Genomic DNA, 18,445 nt, shown 5'->3' with positions numbered 1-18,445 from the left:
TTCAGTCCTGCTGGGCAGTAGGGGCCAGCCGCGCTTCCAGCTCTGCCACCTGTTGTTCCAGCGCCTCGAGGCGTGCACGGGTGCGCGCCAGCACGACCATCTGGCTGTCGAATTCGTCACGGCTGACCAGGTCCAGTTTGCTGAACGCCCCTTGCATCAGCACTTTGAACTGGCTTTCCAGTTCAGCGCGAGGCTGTGCGGTATCGCTGCTGAACAGGCGCGAGGCTTGGTCGCTCAGGGCATCGAGAAGGGCTTTGGGCGCGAGCATGGGGCTTTCCATCGAAACTGAGAAATGGTCAGCAGTGTAGCACGCACGCCCATGGGCCTTTCTTTCACAAGCGCCCGCCCGCTATTGCACATTTTTCGAGCAGTCGCTCCCGCCTGCGCGCACCGAAACTGTGCATGATCAGCATGCTGGCGACTGGCCAATCCTGACTAAATTGCATAACTCGCTGTTTTTAGTGGCTTTGGCGGAACTGGCAAGGTTTCTGCAAAGACCAGTGCGAGCCATGCACTGATGCAGTTCCTTGTGACCAGGCAGTGCGCACGCGGAGCCGGATGCCGACGACGCGTTACAAAGCCAACCGCTGCGCTTAGACTTGAGACGGGTTTGTTTTCCTGGGGCAAGTCCACCAAATCGGGAGAGAGTTTCATGAAGCTAGTCACAGCCATCATCAAGCCGTTCAAGCTGGACGACGTGCGCGAGTCACTGTCGGAAATCGGCGTGCAGGGTATCACCGTCACCGAAGTCAAAGGTTTCGGTCGCCAGAAGGGCCACACCGAGCTGTACCGCGGTGCTGAGTATGTGGTCGATTTCCTGCCCAAGGTGAAGATCGATGTTGCCATCGATGACAAGGACCTTGATCGGGTAATCGAAGCCATCACCAAGGCAGCCAACACCGGCAAGATCGGTGACGGCAAGATTTTCGTGGTGAATCTGGAGCAGGCGATCCGTATCCGTACCGGCGAAACCGATACCGACGCGATCTAAGCAACAACAAAGCCTCACCAAACCCAAAGCCCCAGGAGAAAACAACATGACTCTGCGTAAGATCGCAGGGCTAGGAGCCCTATTGTCCCTCGTAACCCCCGGGCTCGCCCTGGCAGAGGAAGCTGCCCCAGCGCTGAACACCGGCGACACCGCCTGGATGCTGACCGCGACGGCGCTGGTGCTGTTCATGACCATTCCGGGCCTGGCCCTGTTCTATGGCGGCATGGTGCGTTCCAAAAACGTGCTGTCGGTGATGATGCAGTGCTTTGCAATCACCGGCCTGATGAGCATTCTCTGGGTCGTCTACGGCTACAGCATGGCCTTCGATACCGCCGGTATGGAAAAAGGCGTACTCAATTTCAATTCGTTCGTTGGGGGGTTCTCCAAGGCCTTCCTCAGCGGTGTCACGCCCGAGAGCCTGACCTCGGCCACCGCGCTGTTCCCTGAAGCGGTGTTCATCACCTTCCAGATGACCTTCGCCATCATCACCCCGGCGCTGATCGTCGGTGCCTTCGCCGAACGCATGAAGTTCTCCGCGATGCTGGTGTTCATGGGGATCTGGTTCACCTTGGTATACGCGCCAATCGCGCACATGGTGTGGAGCGGTGACGGTGCACTGATGTGGGACTGGGGCGTACTGGACTTCGCTGGCGGCACCGTGGTGCACATCAACGCAGGTATCGCCGGCCTGGTCTGCTGCCTGGTACTGGGCAAGCGCAAAGGTTACCCGACCACCCCGATGGCACCCCACAATCTGGGCTACACCCTGATGGGCGCTGCCATGCTGTGGATCGGCTGGTTCGGCTTCAACGCAGGCTCTGCTGCAGCGGCCAACGGCACCGCCGGCATGGCCATGCTGGTGACCCAGATCGCCACCGCCGCTGCGGCACTGGGCTGGATGTTCGCCGAGTGGATCGGCCACGGCAAGCCGAGCGCCCTGGGCATCGCTTCGGGTGTGGTTGCCGGCCTGGTCGCCATCACTCCGGCCGCGGGTACCGTGGGCCCCATGGGTGCCCTGGTGATCGGCCTGGCTTCGGGTGTGATCTGCTACTTCTGCGCCACCACCCTCAAGCGCAAGCTGGGCTATGACGACTCGCTGGACGCCTTCGGTGTTCACGGTGTGGGCGGCATCATCGGCGCCATCCTCACCGGCGTGTTCGCAGCCCCGGCACTGGGCGGCTTCGGCACTGTCACCGATATCGGCATGCAGGTCTGGGTACAGGCCAAAGGCGTGATCTTTACCGTGGTCTACACCGCCATCGTCACCTACGTGATTCTCAAGGTGCTGGACCTGGTGATGGGCCTGCGGGTCAACGAAGAAGAAGAGTCGGTCGGTCTCGACCTGGCTCAGCACAACGAGCGCGGCTACAACCTGTGACTGCGACGCGGTAAAAACTTGCCCGGCTTGCCGGGCATTTTTTTGCCAGATTTTTAACATTTCCCGCTCGGCAAACGGTTTATTCGGCACGTTCGCGACGTAGGCAAAAAACTTACAAGTCGTGGGGCATTTATGGTGCTTTGCTTTTTCTACCGGCGCGCTAGAATGCGCGCCGAAGGGTGTTTGACGAGCAGTCCGCGCACTTCAACCAGCCTTTGCTAGGCTTGCCAATAGCGAGTGGCCAGCAGGGGCTAATGGATTTGTCAGGTTCTGCCAGGAGCAGGGCCTGCTGGGTACCGCCTCCCATCAGGAGCGCCGACCCCAAGGGCAGTGGCCTAACCCACGGCCAGTTGAATTTTCACTGGTAGCTGCCGGTCTACGGCTGCACTGGTCTATAACTAACCTGCTTTTCGCAAGTCATGAGGTAGAACATGAGCGACGACGATCTGGAAAATGATGACCTCGAAGTAGGTGACGAAGACGAGGGCGATGAAGGCCTCGAAGCGGCGGCTGATGACGGCGTCGAAGACGCTGGCGATGACGACAGCAGCCCGGCACCCGCTGCCAAGGGCAAATCCAAGGCGGCAGTCTCGGTAGACGAGATGCCGAGCATGGAAGCCAAGCAGAAAGAGCGTGATGCACTGGCCAAGGCGATGGAAGAATTTCTGTCGCGCGGTGGCAAGGTGCAGGAAGTCGAGGCCAATGTGGTCGCCGACCCGCCCAAGAAGCCGGACAACAAGTACGGCAGCCGCCCTATCTGAGTGGCTGATCGTAAAGAAGCCCGCCGTCGCTGCGGGCTTTTTTGTGCCTGTGGGTTTTGTGATGCCTGTGCCGGCCTCTTCGCGGGCAAGCCCGCTCCCACAGGTTCACCACAGGTCTTGGGACCTGCACGGTCCCTGTGGGAGCGGGCGTGCCCGCGAATGGGCCGCAAAGCGGCCCCTGTCAGCGCCAGCGCGCAAGCACGTCGGGCAGCTGCGACAGGCGCTGAATCTCGGCATCCGGGGCCTGCTCACCCGCCCAGGCCTTGCCCTGCGGGTTGAACCACACCGCACGCAACCCGGCGCGCTGGGCACCGGCAATGTCATCCGCCGGGTGATCACCAATGTGCACCGCCGCACCGGCGTCCACCTCACCACGCCGCAAGGCCTCCAAAAACGGCGCCGGGTCCGGCTTGCCAATGCCCAGGTCCTCGGCACACAGGGCAAAGCGGAAGTAATCCGCCAGCCCCAGCCGGCTGACGTCGGCATTGCCATTGGTGACAACGCCCAGGGTGTACTGATGCCGCAGGATCTCCAGCACTGGCTGCACCTCGGGGAAGATCTGCACCTGGTGGCGAGCATGCAGGAATACCTCGAAGCCTTCATTGGCCAGGTCCTGTGCGCGCTTCTCGCTGTAGCCGACTTCTTCCAGGGCATGGAACAGTACCCGCCGGCGCAGGGCACTGATGCGGTGTTTCAGGCCGGGCTCGGCCTGCACCAGGCGCTCGCGGATGGCGAACAGGTGTTCCACCGGCACCCCGCCCAGGATGGGGGCGTTGGCTTCAAGCCAGTCGCGCAGCACGACCTCCGCACTGGCAATCACTGGCGCGGTGTCCCACAGGGTGTCGTCGAGGTCGAAGGTGATCAGCTTGATGCTCATGAGTCTGTGCCTTTGCTGCGTTTGGCCCGGGGGTGGGCGCTGTCGTACACCGCCGCCAGGTGCTGGAAGTCCAGATGGGTGTAGATTTGCGTGGTGCTGATGTCGGCATGGCCGAGCATCTCTTGCACTGCGCGCAGGTCCTGGGACGATTCCAGCACATGGCTGGCGAAGGAATGGCGGAGCATGTGCGGGTGCAGGTGTTGGCCCAGTTCACGTTCACCCACGGCCTTGACCCGCTGCTGTACGGTACGGGGGCTGATGCGGTTGCCCTGGCGGGTGATGAACACGGCGCGGTCGCGCGGGTTGCCGATGCCGCGCAGGCGGTACCATTCCTTCAGCGCTTCGCGGGCCTTGCGGCCGACCGGTAGCACCCGCGCCTTGCCGCCTTTGCCCAGTACCTGCACCAGGCCGGCGGCAAGGTCCAGGTGATCCAGGTCCAGGTTGGTCAGCTCAGACAGGCGCAGGCCCGAGGAATAGAACAGCTCCAGCATGGCCTGGTCACGGCGGGCAATGAAGTCGTCGTCCACGCCGCCATCGAGTAGCTGCAAGGCACGGTCGGTGTCCAGCACCTTGGGCAGCTTGCGCTCGCCCTTGGGGGCGCTCAAACCGGCGGCAGGGTCGTGCTGGCACAGGCCTTCGCGGTTCAGGTAACGGTACAGGCCGCGTACAGCAGACAGCAGCCGCGCCAGGCTGCGCGAGGCCTGGCCATGGTGATGCAGGCGGGCGACCAACTGACGCAACTGCTGAATCTGCAGCGCTTGCCAGTCGGCAATACCGTGCTCCTTGCAATAGGCAATGACCTTGTCCAGATCGCGACGGTAGCCCAGCAAGGTATGCTCCGACACCTGGCGCTCACTGCGCAGGTGTGCGCAATAAGCCTCCAGCTGGCGTTCCATCAGCGTACCGAACGCAGGGTCTGGGTCACCCGTGGCACGACACGGCCGAGCACTTCGGCGATGTAGCCGAGGAACAGCGTGCCGACGCTGCTCTTGTAGTGTTGCGGGTCTCGGCTACCGATTGCCAGCACCCCATGCAACCCCTGGTACTCCAGCGCGGCCACGGCGCTGGAGCCGACCTCGCGGCGCTGTTCCTCGCCGAAGAGGAAGGCCAGTTCATGTTCGCGCAGGTTGCCGCTAACCGTCTTGCCACCGCCCAACAGGGCACCGATGGCCTGTTGGGCCTCGGCATTGCTGACCCAGCGCCCCACGGGGGCAACGTTGTCACCGAACAGGATCAGGCTGACAAATGGCACCTGAAACTCCTGGCGCAGGCTGTCTTCGACGGCCATGACCACTTCTTCCAGGCTACCGGCATCAAGCAGGTCGAGGATCAGCCGGCGCGTCTTGTCGAATAGCCGGTCGTTGTCGCGGGCCACGTCCATCAGTTGCGACAGGCGGTGGCGCATCTCGATGTTGCGGTCGCGCAGCAGCTTGAGCTGGCGCTCGACCAGCGACACGCTGTCGCCACGCTGGTGCGGAATGCGCTGTTCGATCAGCAACTCGTCGTGCTCGCTGAAGAAGGTAGGGTGGGCGCGCAGGTAGGCGACCACCGCCTCGGCATCGAGCTCGGCGGACTGCTGGGGTACAACCTTGGGCTGATCGGTCATGGCGGTTACTCGCTTAGAGACGAACCTGTCCTTCGTAGACGCGTACGGCCGGGCCGGTCATCACCACGGGCTTGCCGGGGCCAGCCCATTCGATGTGCAGGCGGCCACCTGGCAGGTCAAGGGATACCGGGGAGTCCATCCAGCCCTGGCTGATCGCCGCCACGGCGGCGGCGCAGGCGCCGGTGCCGCAGGCCTGGGTTTCGCCCGCACCGCGCTCCCACACGCGCAGGTTGGCCCGGTGGCGGTCGATGACCTGGAGGAAGCCGGCATTCACCCGCTGCGGGAAGCGTGGGTGGTTTTCGATCTTCGGGCCCAGCTCATGCACGGGGGCAGTACGCACGTCGTCGACACGCAGCACGGCATGCGGGTTACCCATGGACACGGCGGCAATCGAATGCAGTTGGCCGTCGACTTCCAGTGGGTAGTTCAACGCCTGCGCGTCGGCGACGAAGGGGATTTCGGCAGGGGTGAAGCGCGGCGGGCCCATGTCGACACTCACCTGGCCGTCGTTCTGCACGTCCAGCACGATGATGCCGCTCTTGGTTTCCACGCGGATGCGTTTTTTCGCGGTCAGGCGCTTGTCCAGCACGAAACGGGCGAAGCAGCGCGCACCGTTGCCGCACTGCTCCACTTCAGAGCCGTCGGCATTGAAGATACGGTAGCGGAAGTCCACTTCCGGGTTGTTCGGCGCCTCGACGATCAGCAACTGGTCGAAGCCGATGCCGGTGTGGCGGTCACCCCATTGCTTGGCGTGCTTGGGCTGGATGTGGGCGTGCTGGCTGACCAGGTCCAGGACCATGAAGTCGTTGCCCAGCCCATGCATCTTGGTAAAACGCAGTAGCATGGGCTTACTCCGGCAGCAGGCTTTCGCCAGCGTACAGTTCGGCGATGGTCTCGCGGCGGCGTACTTCGAACGCCTGGTCACCGTCGACCAGGATTTCGGCGCATCTTCCACGGGTGTTGTAGTTGGAGCTCATGACAAAACCATAGGCGCCCGCCGACTCGACAGCCAGCAAATCACCTTCGGCCAGGTCGAGGACACGGTCCTTGCCGAGGAAGTCGCCGGTCTCGCAGATCGGCCCGACCAGGTCATAGGCACGGCCTTCACCGCCACGCGGCTGGACCGCACTGACGCCCATCCAGGCCTGGTACAAGGCCGGGCGGATCAGGTCGTTCATCGCCGCATCGATGATGGCGAAGTCCTTGTGTTCGGTGTGCTTGAGGTATTCCACGCGGGTCAGCAACACGCCGGCATTGGCCACGATGTAGCGGCCAGGCTCGAACACCAGGGCCAGGTCGCGGTCGCCAACGCGCTCGCGGATGGCCTTGATGTAGTCGGCCACCAACGGCGGCTCTTCGTCACGGTAGCGCACCCCGACACCGCCGCCCAGGTCCAGGTGGCGCAGGTGAATGCCGCACTCGGCCAGGCGGTCGACCAGCACCAGTAAGCGGTCGAGCGCGTCGAGGAACGGGTCGATGGTGGTCAGCTGGGAGCCGATGTGGCAGTCGACACCGACCACTTCAAGGTTCGGCAACTGCGCCGCACGCACGTAGATGGCTTCGGCGTCGGCAATGGCGATGCCGAACTTGTTTTCTTTAAGGCCAGTGGAGATGTAAGGGTGGGTACCGGCGTCCACGTCCGGGTTGACCCGCAGCGATACCGGGGCAACCTTGCCCATTTCGGCGGCCACCACCTGCAGGCGCTCCAGCTCGTCAGTGGACTCCACGTTGAAGCAGTGCACACCCACTTGCAGGGCGCGGCGCATGTCTTCGCGGGTTTTTCCCACGCCGGAGAACACCACGCGGTCAGCGCGGCCACCGGCCGCCAGCACACGCTCCAGCTCGCCGCCGGAGACGATGTCGAAACCTGCACCCAGGCGTGCCAGCACGTTCAGCACGCCGAGGTTGGAGTTGGCCTTGACCGCAAAGCACACCAGGTGCTCGGCGCCTTGCAGGGCGTCGGTGTAGCTGCGGTACTGGGCTTCGATGTGAGCGCGCGAGTACACGTAGGTAGGCGTGCCATGGCGTTCGGCGATGGCCGACAGGGCTACACCCTCCGCGAACAGTTCTCCGTCGCGGTAGTTGAAAGCGTTCATCTGGTTTCCTTTACTGCGCAGGCGACTGCTCGGGCTCGGACTCGGGCGCTGGCGGCTGCTCCTGGACCGCGGTCGGCTTGGCTTTCGACGAGTGCTGGTGCGACTTGTGCGCTTTACCGTTATCGCCGTCGTCCGGCAGATACAGCGGGCCTTTCTGGCCGCAGGCCGAAACGAGGCAGGCAACAGCGACCAGCGCCGCGAAGGAGGAAATCAGGCGCTTCATGGGTGAAATCCTTAGAAAATGCAGTATTGCGCCCGAGTATACCGAGCGACCGGCGGCTTGCCTATGCGAGGGCCGGTCCGCCGGGCGGGCAGCAGACGCGGCGAGCCTCAAGCTTCAAGCGGCAAGAAAAAGCGATCGGGTGTAGGCTGGGCTTTTTCTTGCGGCTTGTAGCTAGCCGCTTGCGGCTGGCGCGTTGCGCCCGTATCTTCCCCGGCTTGCCTGTAATGCCGCCAATTTCGAGGTTCCTGCAATGAGTTTGAGTGAAGCGCGTTTCCACGATCTGGTCGACGCGACCCAACAGGCCCTGGAAGACCTGTTCGACGAGAGCGGCCTGGACCTGGACATGGAGAATTCCGCTGGCGTGCTCACCGTCAAGTTCGAAGGCGGCGCCCAGCTGATCTTCAGCCGTCAGGAGCCGCTGCGCCAATTGTGGCTGGCTGACCGTTCCGGTGGTTTCCACTTCGACTACGACGAAGAGAGTAAAAAGTGGGTCTGCGAAAAGAGCGAAGAGCTGCTGGGCGAAATGCTCGAGCGCATTGTCTGGGAGCGGGCTGGCGAGAAGCTGGACTTCGACGAGATCTGACATGAGCAGCGCACAGCCACGGCCACCCAAGCCGTTGTACAGCAACGTCAGCCCCGCGGTGCCATCACCCTGCATCAGCGTCTGCCGGCTCGACGAGCAGCGTGTCTGCACCGGTTGCCACCGGCATGTCGAGCATATTCGCGAGTGGCGCTCGGCCGATGACGAACGGCGCCGGCAGATCTGCCGCGAGGCACAGGTCCTGCGTGCGCAGGCAAAGGCACACTGACCGCAGGGGCTTGAGTATTTGCCCGTCTGTGGTAGTGTCGGGTTCTGCGTCGATGACGCCAAAGCCTTTTCAAACCCCGCCCTTGGGCGGGGTTTTGCTTTATCTGTGCATTGAAAATTGCCTGTTCAAAGGAGTCTGACTGGATCATGAGCACCAAGCCTTCCCTTATCCTCACCCGATTGGACGTACAGCGTCTGGAGCGTCTGATCGACAGCCTCGACGAGAGTACGCCGGGTGTGCTCGCCCTGCAGGAGGAGCTGGACCGTGCCGCACAGGTCGTCGGTCATGAGGAAGTACCCGCAGGCGTGGTGACCATGAACTCGCGCGTGCACTGCCGTGAGGAAGCCAGCGGCAAGGACTACCACCTGACCCTGGTGTACCCGAAGGATGCCGGGGCGGAAGGCAAGGTTTCGGTGCTGGCGCCAATTGGCTGCGCTTTGCTGGGGTTATCGGTGGGTGAACAGATCGACTGGCCGGCGCCGGGGGGCAAAACCCTCAAGCTGAAACTGCTGGAAGTCGAGTACCAGCCTGAAGCGGCGGGTGATTTCGACCTCTGAGGCCTGGGCCGCCATGCGGCCCATGTTGGAGCAGCCCGGTCATTGGCACAGCACCTGCTCCAACCCCTCGTTCAATGCCTGCTCCAGCACCCGCTTGTAGCTCAGGTAAACCTGCGTTGCCCCCAGCCGGTCATCCAGCAGCTCGGACAAATCCAAGTCGGTGATATAGCACCGGTACTTCCCGGCCCCGCGCCGCTGGCCGATGATCTGCCGCGCCACTACCGCATACAGCTGCGGCCCATGCTCCAGCTCGGAAAACTCCTGCTGGTCGCAGTACAGTGTCACATGCGCAGCACCCCCTACACCGGCCTGGATGATGGCCTGCACTTCATAGTAAGGCTGGTCACTGCCCTCCTGCGGCGCCACGCGCGGTTCGATGCTGCGGGCCTTGCCCGGGCCACCAGGCAGTAGCTGCGCGTACTGGATATCCAGCGCCGCCTGCCCAAGGTCATCCAGCGGCAGGCGGGCCTCGCGGCGCATCACCACCGAGCGCAAAAAGCGCTGCAGCGGCAACAGCAGGTGAGCCTCGTCATGCAGCGGCAGGCGTTGTTGCCATAACGCGTTGCATTCATCCAGCACATACAGCTCGGCCCATTCGTCCTGCAGGCGGTAGAACACCTGGATGCACGCCGGTCGACCCTGTTCCAGGACCAGGCGCAGGTCGTAGTCCTGCAGGGCATTGGCGTCCAGGTACAACGGGCTGTAGACGCTGCGTTCTTCGCCCAGGTAGGCCAGCAGGGCATCGTGGTCGGCCAGGGTGCTCAGGCTGACATGCCCCGGTTGCAGCTCCAGCACATGGGTGTGCCGGGCGACCTGTAACAGGTAGCGGTGCGGTAGGCCTTGGGCCTGCAGCAGCTGCACGGTGTCGAAGATCTCTTCCACCCGTTGGCTGATGGCCTGTGCGCGGCTCGGGCAGAAGCAACGCACCCGTACCCGCGGCCGGTGGCCATGCGCCAACGGGCTGTTGAGGAAGTCACGCAGGCAGCGCACCAGCGCGTGTTCGCCGTCAAAACGCTGAACCAGCACTTCGTTCCAGCTGTTCAGGGTGACTTGGTCCAAGGTCAGCACCAGGTTCTCACGCACCCCGGCATAGCTCAGTGAGTCGGTGCGCTCGGTGGTCATCAGGATGTTGAGGTCGCGGTGGTGGCGCAGTGGGTCGATGGCCACGTTGACCAGTAGCAGCACTTCATCGGCAACGCTGGGTTGCAGAAGGCGCACCTCACTCACGGTCGGCAAGGGCAGGGGGATGCATTGCTGCAGGCAACCGAGCAGGTTGACCAGCTCGAACTCGCTCAGGTCACTGACACCTGGGTGCAGCGCCAAGCGCGTGCCGCTGTCGATGACCCCGTTGCGATGGGCCCAGGCCAGCAGCTCCAGCAGCTCGCGGCAGCGTTTTATCGGGTTGAAGTACTCGACGTCGTGAGAGTTCAGGTTGCCGCTGTACAGCTCCCAGTGGTAGTTACCTGGTTCCTTGCGGTTAGGTAACTGAACCAGGGTGAGGGTGTCTTCGGCGAGGTCCGGAGCGATACCCGGGTTGATCACCTCGACCTTGCCGGCACGGCGCTCGAAGGCCGCATACAGGCGCCTGCCCAGTACGTTGAGCTCGCGTTGGTCGGCACGGCTGCTGGCGTTCCGGGTGCGTGCGAACTGGCCAAGGAAGCGATAGCTGTGGTTCAGCTCGGCCACCAGTTCGCGGCGCTCCACGGCAACCTGCTGGACTTTCCATTGGCTGCGGCTGTCCAGTATCGCCAGCTGGCGCTCATCCCACCCCCACTCGTCAGCCAGGCGCTGAAGCAAACGGCGCTGCCAGCCATTGCTACGGTTCTGATCGCTGAGCTTCTTGTTCACTTTCAGGTACAGGCTGCGCCGTACCCGTTCCAGGCGTACAGGCTCGCCCCTTTGCAGCAGGTAGCGTTCGATGCGCCGGTAGACCATGACATACGGGTCCAGGTCGTCCAGGTCCAGCTGGTTGGCGAACACTGCCTGCTTGTAGTCCAGGCTCAGGCAGCGCACGCCAGGGTATTCACTAGCGTAGGCCTCGGTCAGCAGCAGTTTGAGTAGCGACTTGTAGGGTGAGTCGATGCCTTTGAACAGTTGCCACAGGCCGGCACCAATGAACTCGCCGGGCGGAACGTGCGCCAGGTTGCCTAGGTCGAGCACATCCTGGCTGCGGATAAAGCGCTTGGCCAGCAGGGTCTGGGTATAGGCCTGGTAATTGCCTTCTTCGTAGACCGGCACCAGCCACCACAGCGGCGTACGCCCGGCCAGCCACACGGTGGTGCGGTAGAACTCGTCCAGCAGCAGGTAATGCTGGGTAGTCCCGCAATTGTCTGAGCCAAGCTGACCATCACGCTGGCCTTGGGCAAACCCTTGGGTGTCGATCAGGAAAAAGTGTGCCTCCGTGCCCAGGCTGGCCGCCCAGGTTTCCAGCAGTTGGCACTTGCGGCGCAGCTCTTCGAGCAGCGGCTCGGGCAAGCCGGGGGCGTGGCATACCCACACGTCCATGTCGCTGTGCTCGGCCTGCGCCAGCGACCCCAGGCTGCCCATTAGGAACAGGCCGTGAATCGGCCGTGGCGGGTGGCCATGCTGGGCCTTGTAGGTGAATGAGCGGGCCAGGCGCTGGGCTTCTGCGACCAGCTCGCTACCGGGCTCGTAGCCCGAGACGCCTGCGGGGGTGCTGCCCGAGACGTAACCCGGCAATAGCGGGTGGTTCACGTGAAACAGCAAGGGCAACAACAGCAGCACTTGTTGCTGACGTGTCGACAGGCCCTCCATTGCCCGCTGCAGCCGGGCTTGGTTCAGGTGCAGGAAACGCGCGCGCAGTGTCGCCAGGACTTTGCGGTCGATGCCTTGGTCCAGGTCGGGGCGGATTTCGTGGGGGTGGTTCATTGCGCGCTCGGGCCGGCCAGTGAAGCTGTGGCGAGTTTAGCCTGAGTAACAGGGGCGGATAAGCGCTAATTGGAATATTGGCGCCATTTTTCCAGCGCGCCGGCCGGTTCCGGCTTTTGCCGTGCATGAGGCATCATGAGCACATTGAGCTGATGAAGAGATTATCCGATGCGTGTATGGATCGATGCCGATGCCTGCCCCAAGGCAGCCAAGGATCTGATCGTCAAGTTCGCCCTCAAGCGCAAGTTCGAGGTGGTGATGGTGGCGGGCCAGGCAGTGGCCAAGCCTGCGTTTGCGATCGTGCGGTTGATCGTGGTGCCCAGTGGCATGGATGCGGCCGACGATTATCTGGTCGAGCATGCCGTGCCAGGCGAGCTGGTGATCTGTAGCGATGTGCCGTTGGCCGACCGCCTGGTCAAGAAGGGCGTGGCAGTGCTGGACCCGCGCGGGCGCGAGTTCGACGAGCGCAACATGGGTGATCGGCTGGCCGCGCGCAACCTGTTCACCGATTTGCGCGAGCAGGGCCAGGTCGGGGGAGGGCAGGCGGCTTATGGGGAGCGCGACAAGCAGGCGTTCGCCAATGCGCTGGACCGGATCATTTCGCGACTATCGCGGGCCTGAAGTGTAACGCGGCCCTTTTGTGGGAGCGGCCTTGTGTCGCGAAAGGGCCGCGCAGCGGCCCCGACAATCTTCGACGCGAAGCTGAAATCCTGGGGCCGCTTCGCGGCCCTTTCGCGACACAAGGCCGCTCCTACAAAGGATCGCGCCGGATTCTGGGCTCGCGTAGGCGGGCCTTACTCGTGGGTCAGCTCCAGCACCCGGTCCACCAGCTTGTAGATACCGCCAGCCGCCTCGCTGATCGACTTGGCCTCCATGTAAGCCGGGGTCGTCACCAGCTTGCGTTGGGTATCTTCGACAATGTCGTGCACGTCGCATTCTTCATGGGTGCCGCCCATCTTCACCACTGCCGCCGCAGTATCCGCATCGCTACCAATGGTGCAGACTACCCCCGGCCCGTAGATCTTCGCCGCCAGTGCCGGCGAAATGCAGATCAGGCCAACCGGCTTGCAGGCAGCGGCAAAGGCTTCGGCCAGGGTCAGTACGTCTGGGTTGACGCTGCAGTTTGCGCCTTCCACGGCGAAGTTGGAGAGGTTCTTCGCCGCCCCAAAGCCACCCGGCACGATCAGCGCATCGAAGTCTTCGGCCTTGGCCTCGCGGATGTCCTTGACCTCGCCCCGGGCAATGCGCGCCGATTCCACCAGCACATTGCGCGACTCGGGCATCTCCTCGCCGGTCAGGTGGTTGATCACATGCATCTGCGCAATGTTCGGCGCGAAGCACTGCACTTGCGCGCCGCGCTGGTCCAGGCGCAGCAGGGTGATCACGCTTTCGTGAATTTCGGCGCCGTCGTACACGCCACAGCCGGAAAGAACCACCGCTACTTTTTTAGTCATCTTTGAAGCTCCAGTATTGTGTCGCGCCTGGGAGATCGAGCGCTGCCTGCGCGGCGCATCGCGAGCTGGCGCTCGCCGGGTTTGTTTTCAGGGCCAGTCATGCTTGTGACAGGCGCACGGCTGCCTTGTTCGTCCGGCAACCCCGACAAGCTGTAGTGCAACCCGATGCGCCGCACTGGCGCCTCGGGGTCACTGCTGGTCGCGCTGTTCGCCCGCCGCCTGGGCAGCGGCCTTGCGCTCTGCGCGCAGGGCACGGAAGCGACGGCGCAGCCACAACAGCACGCCCAGCCCCAGCAGGGCGGCCAACACCCATAGCTCGTACCGCTTGACGTTGCCCAGCAGGCCTTCGAGGATGGCGCCGAAGTGATAGGCCGCCGCACCCAGGGCAATGGCCCAGATCGCCGCGCCAATGCCGTTGAGCAGCAGGTAGCGGCGTGGCGGATAACCCGACAGGCCAATGGCCACGGGCATGACCGTGCGCAGGCCGTAGACGAAGCGGAAACTCAGTACCCAGATGTCGGGATGGCGGCGAATGTGGGCCAGCGCCCGGTCGCCCATCGCCTGCCAGCGCGGCTTGCGGGCCAGAATCTTGCGGCCGTGGCGCCGGCCCATGAAATACCACAACTGGTCGCCGGCATAGCTGCCGAAGAACGCCACCAGGCACACCAGGTTGATGTCCATGTAACCGCGGAATGCAAGGAATCCTGCAAGCACCAGGATGGTCTCGCCTTCAAAGAAGGTGCCTAGAAAAAGGGCAAAGTAGCCGAAATCCTGCAGGAATTGTTGAAGCATTTTCTGAGGTGCTGGCGAAATGAACGCGCAGCCTACCCCTTCGCGGGCATTCGGGAAAGTGTCCAAATGTGTCTCCACGTGAACAATTCCTACACCACATTGCCATAGGCCACGCGTCATGGCTTGCCCTGCCATGTCACACAGGCGTCATAATGGGCGCTTATCTTGCCGCTCAATTGATGATAGGGCGTTAACGTCCTCAGGAACGTCAGATGAATAATGAAGTGCTTAGCCCTGTCGCGATCAAGGATGCCCAGGAGCTCCCCGAAGAGATGCTGCAGACCCCGCCAGACCTGCCGCCGGCCACCGCGCCGGAAGCCGGACAGGCGGCCGAGCCTGCCGCCCCGGTGCCTGCGCCGCCGCCGGCCCCGGCAATCGTGGTGCCTGGCTTGGACGACAGCAGCCTGTATATTCATCGCGAACTCTCGCAGTTGCAGTTCAATATTCGTGTGCTGGAGCAGGCACTGGACGAGAGCTACCCGCTACTGGAGCGGCTCAAGTTCCTGCTGATCTTCTCCAGCAACCTTGACGAGTTCTTCGAAATCCGGGTGGCCGGCCTCAAGAAGCAGATCAATTTTGCCCGCGAACTGGCCGGCGCCGACGGCTTGCAGCCGCACCAGGCACTGGCGCGCATCAGCGAACTGGTGCACCTGGAGGTCGACCGGCAATATGCCATTCTCAACGACGTGCTGTTGCCGGAGCTGGAAAAACACCAGATCCGCTTCATTCGCCGCCGTTACTGGACACCCAAGCTCAAGACCTGGGTGCGCCGCTACTTCCGCGACGAAATCGCCCCGATCATCACCCCCATCGGCCTCGACCCGACCCACCCGTTCCCGCTGCTGGTGAACAAAAGCCTGAACTTCATCGTCGAGCTGGAGGGGGTGGACGCTTTCGGTCGTGATTCGGGCCTGGCGATCATCCCTGCCCCACGCCTGCTGCCGCGGGTGATTCGCGTGCCGGAAGAAGTCGGTGGCCCGGGTGCCAACTATGTATTCCTGTCGTCGATGATCCACGCGCATGCCGACGACCTGTTCCAGGGCATGAAGGTCAAGGGTTGCTACCAGTTCCGCCTGACCCGTAACGCTGACCTGGCACTGGACTCCGAAGAGGTTGACGACCTGGCCCGCGCCTTGCGTGGCGAGCTGTTCTCGCGCCGCTACGGCGATGCCGTGCGCCTGGAGGTCGCCGACACGTGCCCGAAACACCTGTCGGACTACCTGCTCAAGCAGTTCAGCCTCAGCGAAAGCGAGCTGTACCAGGTCAATGGCCCGGTCAACCTCACGCGCCTGTTCAGCATCACCGGCCTGGACAGCCACCCGGAGCTGCAATACACGCCGTTCACGCCGGCGATTCCCAAGCTGCTGCAGAACGCCGACAACATCTTCAGCGTGATCGGCAAGCAGGACATCCTGCTGATGCACCCCTTCGAGTCCTTCACCCCGGTGATCGACCTGCTGCGCCAGGCCGCCAAGGACCCCCACGTGCTCGCCGTGCGCCAGACCCTTTACCGCTCCGGGGCCAACTCGGAAATCGTCGATGCCCTGGTGGATGCAGCGCGAAACGGCAAAGAGGTCACCGCGGTGATCGAATTGCGTGCGCGGTTCGACGAAGAGTCCAACCTGCAGATGGCCAGCCGCCTGCAAGCGGCGGGTGCGGTGGTGATCTACGGCGTGGTCGGTTTCAAGACCCACGCCAAGATGATGCTGATCCTGCGCCGCGAGCAGGGCGAGATCGTGCGCTACGCGCACCTGGGTACCGGCAACTACCACGCCGGTAACGCCCGCCTGTACACCGACTACAGCCTGCTGACCTCAGACGACGCCCTCACCGAGGACGTTGGCAAGCTGTTCAGCCAGCTGATCGGCATGGGCAAGACCCTGCGCATGAAAAAGCTGCTGCACGCGCCGTTTACCCTGAAGAAGGGCATGCTCGACATGATCGCGCGGGAAACCCAGTTTGCCCTCGACGGCAAGCCGGCGCACATCATCGCCAAGTTCAACTCGCTGACCGACGCCAAGGTGATCAAGGCGCTGTACAAGGCCAGCCAGTCTGGCGTGAAGATCGACCTGGTGGTGCGTGGCATGTGCTGCCTGCGCCCAGGTATTCCGGGGGTTTCGCACAATATCCAGGTGCGGTCGATCATTGGTCGCTTCCTGGAGCACACGCGGGTGTTCTACTTCCTCAATGGCGGCGAAGAGCAGATCTACCTGTCCAGCGCCGACTGGATGGAGCGCAACCTCGACAAGCGTGTCGAGACCTGCTTCCCGGTTGAAGGCAAGAAGCTATTGCTGCGGGTGAAGAAAGAGCTGGAAGGCTACCTGACCGACAACACCCATGCCTGGACCTTGCAGCCCGACGGGCGCTACGTGCGCAGCACCCCAACCGGCAACCAGAACCCGCGCAGCGTTCAGGCGACCCTGCTGGAGCGCCTGAGCAACCCGGTCCTCAACGTACGCTGAGGACGAAGCCGACCCGGGTCAGCCACTCCGCCTCGTTGGCGAAGTCGGCCTGGGTCAGCTGGTTCTGTTCCAGCCAGCCTTCAGGGAAAGCGATGTCGAGGCTTTCACCGGCAGCCTTGAGCTGGACCTTCGGCATCTGCTGGTTGCCACGGATGTGGTGGAACAGGATGGCGAAGCGCAGCAGCACGCACAGGCGCAGCAGTTTCACGCCTTCCTCGCCCAGTTCGGCAAACTTGTCCTTGGGAATGTTGCGGCGGTGGCCCCGTACCAGCAAGGCCATCATCTGCTGGTCTTCGCGCGAGAAGCCCGCCAGGTCGGAGTGCTCGATCAGGTAGGCGCCATGCTTGTGATAGTGGTAGTGGGCGATATCCAGGCCGATTTCATGCACTTTGGCTGCCCAGCCGAGCAGATCGCGCCAATTTCCATCCTTCAACCCCCAGGCGTCCGCGACCTGGTCGAAGGCGTGCAACGCCTTGCGCTCCACACGCGCTGCCTGGCCCTGGTCGACGTGGTAACGCTCCATCAGTGAGTTCAGGGTGCGTTCGCGCACATCTTCATGGTGGTGGCGGCCCAGCAGGTCGAACAGCACGCCTTCGCGCAGCGCGCCGTCGCAATGGTCCATGCGCTGCAGTTCCAGGGCATCGAAGATGGCTTCCAGGATCGCCAGGCCGGCGGGGAAGATGGTACGGCGGTCCGGCTTGATGCCTTCGAAGTCGATCTTGTCGACGTCGCCCAGCTTGAACAGCTTGCGCTTGACCCAGGCCAGGCCCTCGGCGTTGACCTCGCCGTTGCCCAGGCCGCCGTCCTTGATGGCGGCAGCGATGGCACGGATGGTTCCGGACGAGCCGATGGCCTCGTCCCAGGTCAGGCGGTGCAGGGCGTTTTCGATGCTCATCAGCTCCAGGCGCGCGGCGGTGTAGGCCTGGGCGTAGCGGGCCGGGGTGATCTTGCCGTCGCGGAAGTAGCGCTGGGTGAAGCTGACACAACCCATTTGCAGGCTTTCGCGCAGCAGCGGCTCGAAGCGCTGGCCAATGATGAACTCGGTGCTGCCGCCGCCGATGTCGGCGACCAGGCGTTTGCCGGGCGTGTCGGCCAAGGTGTGGGACACACCCAGGTAGATCAGGCGCGCCTCTTCGCGACCGGAGATGACCTCGACCGGGTGCCCGAGGATGGCTTCGGCACGCTGGATGAATTCGTTGCGGTTGCGCGCTTCGCGCAGGGCATTGGTACCGACGATGCGCACCGAGCCAGCCGGCATGCCGTGGATCAGTTGGGAAAAGCGCTTGAGGCAGTCCAGGCCCCGCTCCATCGCCTCTTCACTGAGCTTGCGCTCTTCGTCGATGCCGGCGGCAAGCTGAACCTTCTCGCCGAGCCGCTCGAGGATGCGGATTTCGGTATGGTGGGCCTTGGCCACGACCATGTGGAAACTGTTGGAGCCAAGGTCGATGGCGGCGATCAGAGACAGGTTCTTCGCGATGTTGTGCGGCATGCTGTGTGTTCTCGGTCGTTAACCCGGCAATCGTGCCACGATAGCAGGCTGTCGCCAACGC

The 18,445-nt window shown here is 63.1% G+C and carries 19 protein-coding genes; 8 read left to right on the top strand and 11 right to left on the bottom strand.

Translation table 11 applies throughout. The features are described 5' to 3' along the window. Position 1: 1 nt before the first annotated feature. A complete protein-coding gene (locus ACF8SD_RS13240) occupies positions 2-268 on the bottom strand; it encodes an accessory factor UbiK family protein (protein ID WP_009681642.1) in 267 nt (88 codons plus the stop codon). A 384-nt stretch (positions 269-652) separates the two neighbouring features. Between ACF8SD_RS13240 and glnK the strand changes: the two genes are divergently transcribed. From glnK to sutA, 3 genes are all read left to right on the top strand, one after another. After that, a complete protein-coding gene (glnK, locus tag ACF8SD_RS13235; RefSeq protein ID WP_002555808.1) occupies positions 653-991 on the top strand; it encodes a P-II family nitrogen regulator in 339 nt (112 codons plus the stop codon). 46 nt (positions 992-1,037) lie between these two features. Further along, complete coding sequence (locus ACF8SD_RS13230) at positions 1,038-2,369, top strand: ammonium transporter (protein ID WP_392484889.1); 1,332 nt, start codon at positions 1,038-1,040, stop codon at positions 2,367-2,369. Between the two features lie 431 nt (positions 2,370-2,800). Then, complete coding sequence (gene sutA / locus ACF8SD_RS13225) at positions 2,801-3,130, top strand: transcriptional regulator SutA (protein WP_009681644.1); 330 nt, start codon at positions 2,801-2,803, stop codon at positions 3,128-3,130. 181 nt (positions 3,131-3,311) lie between these two features. Here the strand turns inward: sutA and ACF8SD_RS13220 are convergent, their stop codons facing one another. The 6 genes from ACF8SD_RS13220 to ACF8SD_RS13195 are packed head-to-tail and all read right to left on the bottom strand — an operon-like array spanning position 3,312 to position 7,932. Continuing rightward, positions 3,312-4,007, bottom strand: coding sequence for an HAD family hydrolase (locus ACF8SD_RS13220; protein WP_392484886.1), 696 nt, complete (start codon positions 4,005-4,007; stop codon positions 3,312-3,314). Further along, positions 4,004-4,903, bottom strand: a complete 900-nt coding sequence (gene xerC, locus ACF8SD_RS13215) for a tyrosine recombinase XerC (protein ID WP_054905171.1) — start codon at positions 4,901-4,903, stop codon at positions 4,004-4,006. Before xerC ends, ACF8SD_RS13220 begins: the two co-directional genes overlap by 4 nt. Continuing rightward, positions 4,903-5,613: a DUF484 family protein gene (locus ACF8SD_RS13210; RefSeq protein ID WP_009681647.1), complete on the bottom strand. Its 711-nt coding sequence runs from the start codon at positions 5,611-5,613 to the stop codon at positions 4,903-4,905. Before ACF8SD_RS13210 ends, xerC begins: the two co-directional genes overlap by 1 nt. Positions 5,614-5,626: 13 nt before the next feature. After that, complete coding sequence (dapF, locus tag ACF8SD_RS13205) at positions 5,627-6,457, bottom strand: diaminopimelate epimerase (protein ID WP_009681648.1); 831 nt, start codon at positions 6,455-6,457, stop codon at positions 5,627-5,629. A gap of 4 nt (positions 6,458-6,461) precedes the next feature. After that, positions 6,462-7,709 carry a diaminopimelate decarboxylase gene (gene lysA, locus ACF8SD_RS13200; RefSeq protein ID WP_173891522.1) on the bottom strand — a complete coding sequence of 416 codons (1,248 nt, stop codon included), beginning with the start codon at positions 7,707-7,709 and terminating at the stop codon, positions 6,462-6,464. A gap of 10 nt (positions 7,710-7,719) precedes the next feature. Then, a complete protein-coding gene (locus tag ACF8SD_RS13195; RefSeq protein ID WP_054911895.1) occupies positions 7,720-7,932 on the bottom strand; it encodes a lipoprotein in 213 nt (70 codons plus the stop codon). Positions 7,933-8,182: 250 nt separating this feature from the next. Between ACF8SD_RS13195 and cyaY the strand changes: the two genes are divergently transcribed. From cyaY to rnk, 3 genes are all read left to right on the top strand, one after another. Next, entirely contained in the window at positions 8,183-8,515 is a 333-nt protein-coding gene (cyaY, locus tag ACF8SD_RS13190; protein ID WP_016712632.1) for an iron donor protein CyaY, read from the top strand. 1 nt (position 8,516) lies between these two features. Beyond that, positions 8,517-8,741 carry a DUF1289 domain-containing protein gene (locus ACF8SD_RS13185; protein WP_009681652.1) on the top strand — a complete coding sequence of 75 codons (225 nt, stop codon included), beginning with the start codon at positions 8,517-8,519 and terminating at the stop codon, positions 8,739-8,741. Between the two features lie 146 nt (positions 8,742-8,887). After that, the gene (gene rnk, locus ACF8SD_RS13180) at positions 8,888-9,298 is read left to right on the top strand and encodes a nucleoside diphosphate kinase regulator (protein WP_236166550.1); all 411 of its coding nucleotides are present in this window, start codon (positions 8,888-8,890) and stop codon (positions 9,296-9,298) included. Positions 9,299-9,337: 39 nt separating this feature from the next. Here the strand turns inward: rnk and ACF8SD_RS13175 are convergent, their stop codons facing one another. Next, entirely contained in the window at positions 9,338-12,187 is a 2,850-nt protein-coding gene (locus tag ACF8SD_RS13175; protein WP_392484884.1) for a class I adenylate cyclase, read from the bottom strand. A gap of 168 nt (positions 12,188-12,355) precedes the next feature. Here ACF8SD_RS13175 and ACF8SD_RS13170 point away from each other — a divergent pair, with 168 nt between their 5' ends. Further along, a complete protein-coding gene (locus ACF8SD_RS13170; protein WP_173891519.1) occupies positions 12,356-12,808 on the top strand; it encodes a YaiI/YqxD family protein in 453 nt (150 codons plus the stop codon). Between the two features lie 173 nt (positions 12,809-12,981). On the opposite strand, the gene elbB is transcribed toward ACF8SD_RS13170, so the two are convergent. Together elbB and ACF8SD_RS13160 are read right to left on the bottom strand one after the other, a co-directional pair. Beyond that, on the bottom strand, positions 12,982-13,641 hold the full coding sequence (elbB, locus tag ACF8SD_RS13165; RefSeq protein WP_173891518.1) for an isoprenoid biosynthesis glyoxalase ElbB: 660 nt from the start codon (positions 13,639-13,641) through the stop codon (positions 12,982-12,984). 189 nt (positions 13,642-13,830) lie between these two features. Continuing rightward, entirely contained in the window at positions 13,831-14,433 is a 603-nt protein-coding gene (locus ACF8SD_RS13160; protein WP_009681657.1) for a DedA family protein, read from the bottom strand. A gap of 212 nt (positions 14,434-14,645) precedes the next feature. Between ACF8SD_RS13160 and ppk1 the strand changes: the two genes are divergently transcribed. Beyond that, positions 14,646-16,895: a polyphosphate kinase 1 gene (ppk1, locus tag ACF8SD_RS13155; protein WP_392484882.1), complete on the top strand. Its 2,250-nt coding sequence runs from the start codon at positions 14,646-14,648 to the stop codon at positions 16,893-16,895. On the opposite strand, the gene ppx is transcribed toward ppk1, so the two are convergent. Further along, positions 16,882-18,384 carry an exopolyphosphatase gene (ppx, locus tag ACF8SD_RS13150; RefSeq protein ID WP_029886228.1) on the bottom strand — a complete coding sequence of 501 codons (1,503 nt, stop codon included), beginning with the start codon at positions 18,382-18,384 and terminating at the stop codon, positions 16,882-16,884. The genes ppk1 and ppx overlap by 14 nt on opposite strands. Positions 18,385-18,445: the final 61 nt, after the last annotated feature.

This window comes from Pseudomonas sp. CJQ_9, assembly GCF_043106615.1.
GTDB classification, from domain to species: domain Bacteria; phylum Pseudomonadota; class Gammaproteobacteria; order Pseudomonadales; family Pseudomonadaceae; genus Aquipseudomonas; species Aquipseudomonas juntendi.
Note: the sequence above shows the minus strand (reverse complement) of the source record. Positions and strands in the feature narration are given on the sequence as shown.

Bases quoted from the DNA above. Each gene is read 5' to 3' on its own strand.
- ACF8SD_RS13240 (WP_009681642.1), bottom strand. From the start codon at position 268: ATGCTCGCGCCCAAAGCCCTTCTCGATGCCCTGAGCGACCAAGCCTCG.
- glnK (WP_002555808.1), top strand. From the start codon at position 653: ATGAAGCTAGTCACAGCCATCATCAAGCCGTTCAAGCTGGACGACGTG.
- ACF8SD_RS13230 (WP_392484889.1), top strand. From the start codon at position 1,038: ATGACTCTGCGTAAGATCGCAGGGCTAGGAGCCCTATTGTCCCTCGTA.
- sutA (WP_009681644.1), top strand. From the start codon at position 2,801: ATGAGCGACGACGATCTGGAAAATGATGACCTCGAAGTAGGTGACGAA.
- ACF8SD_RS13220 (WP_392484886.1), bottom strand. From the start codon at position 4,007: ATGAGCATCAAGCTGATCACCTTCGACCTCGACGACACCCTGTGGGAC.
- xerC (WP_054905171.1), bottom strand. From the start codon at position 4,903: ATGGAACGCCAGCTGGAGGCTTATTGCGCACACCTGCGCAGTGAGCGC.
- ACF8SD_RS13210 (WP_009681647.1), bottom strand. From the start codon at position 5,613: ATGACCGATCAGCCCAAGGTTGTACCCCAGCAGTCCGCCGAGCTCGAT.
- dapF (WP_009681648.1), bottom strand. From the start codon at position 6,457: ATGCTACTGCGTTTTACCAAGATGCATGGGCTGGGCAACGACTTCATG.
- lysA (WP_173891522.1), bottom strand. From the start codon at position 7,709: ATGAACGCTTTCAACTACCGCGACGGAGAACTGTTCGCGGAGGGTGTA.
- ACF8SD_RS13195 (WP_054911895.1), bottom strand. From the start codon at position 7,932: ATGAAGCGCCTGATTTCCTCCTTCGCGGCGCTGGTCGCTGTTGCCTGC.
- cyaY (WP_016712632.1), top strand. From the start codon at position 8,183: ATGAGTTTGAGTGAAGCGCGTTTCCACGATCTGGTCGACGCGACCCAA.
- ACF8SD_RS13185 (WP_009681652.1), top strand. From the start codon at position 8,517: ATGAGCAGCGCACAGCCACGGCCACCCAAGCCGTTGTACAGCAACGTC.
- rnk (WP_236166550.1), top strand. From the start codon at position 8,888: ATGAGCACCAAGCCTTCCCTTATCCTCACCCGATTGGACGTACAGCGT.
- ACF8SD_RS13175 (WP_392484884.1), bottom strand. From the start codon at position 12,187: ATGAACCACCCCCACGAAATCCGCCCCGACCTGGACCAAGGCATCGAC.
- ACF8SD_RS13170 (WP_173891519.1), top strand. From the start codon at position 12,356: ATGCGTGTATGGATCGATGCCGATGCCTGCCCCAAGGCAGCCAAGGAT.
- elbB (WP_173891518.1), bottom strand. From the start codon at position 13,641: ATGACTAAAAAAGTAGCGGTGGTTCTTTCCGGCTGTGGCGTGTACGAC.
- ACF8SD_RS13160 (WP_009681657.1), bottom strand. From the start codon at position 14,433: ATGCTTCAACAATTCCTGCAGGATTTCGGCTACTTTGCCCTTTTTCTA.
- ppk1 (WP_392484882.1), top strand. From the start codon at position 14,646: ATGAATAATGAAGTGCTTAGCCCTGTCGCGATCAAGGATGCCCAGGAG.
- ppx (WP_029886228.1), bottom strand. From the start codon at position 18,384: ATGCCGCACAACATCGCGAAGAACCTGTCTCTGATCGCCGCCATCGAC.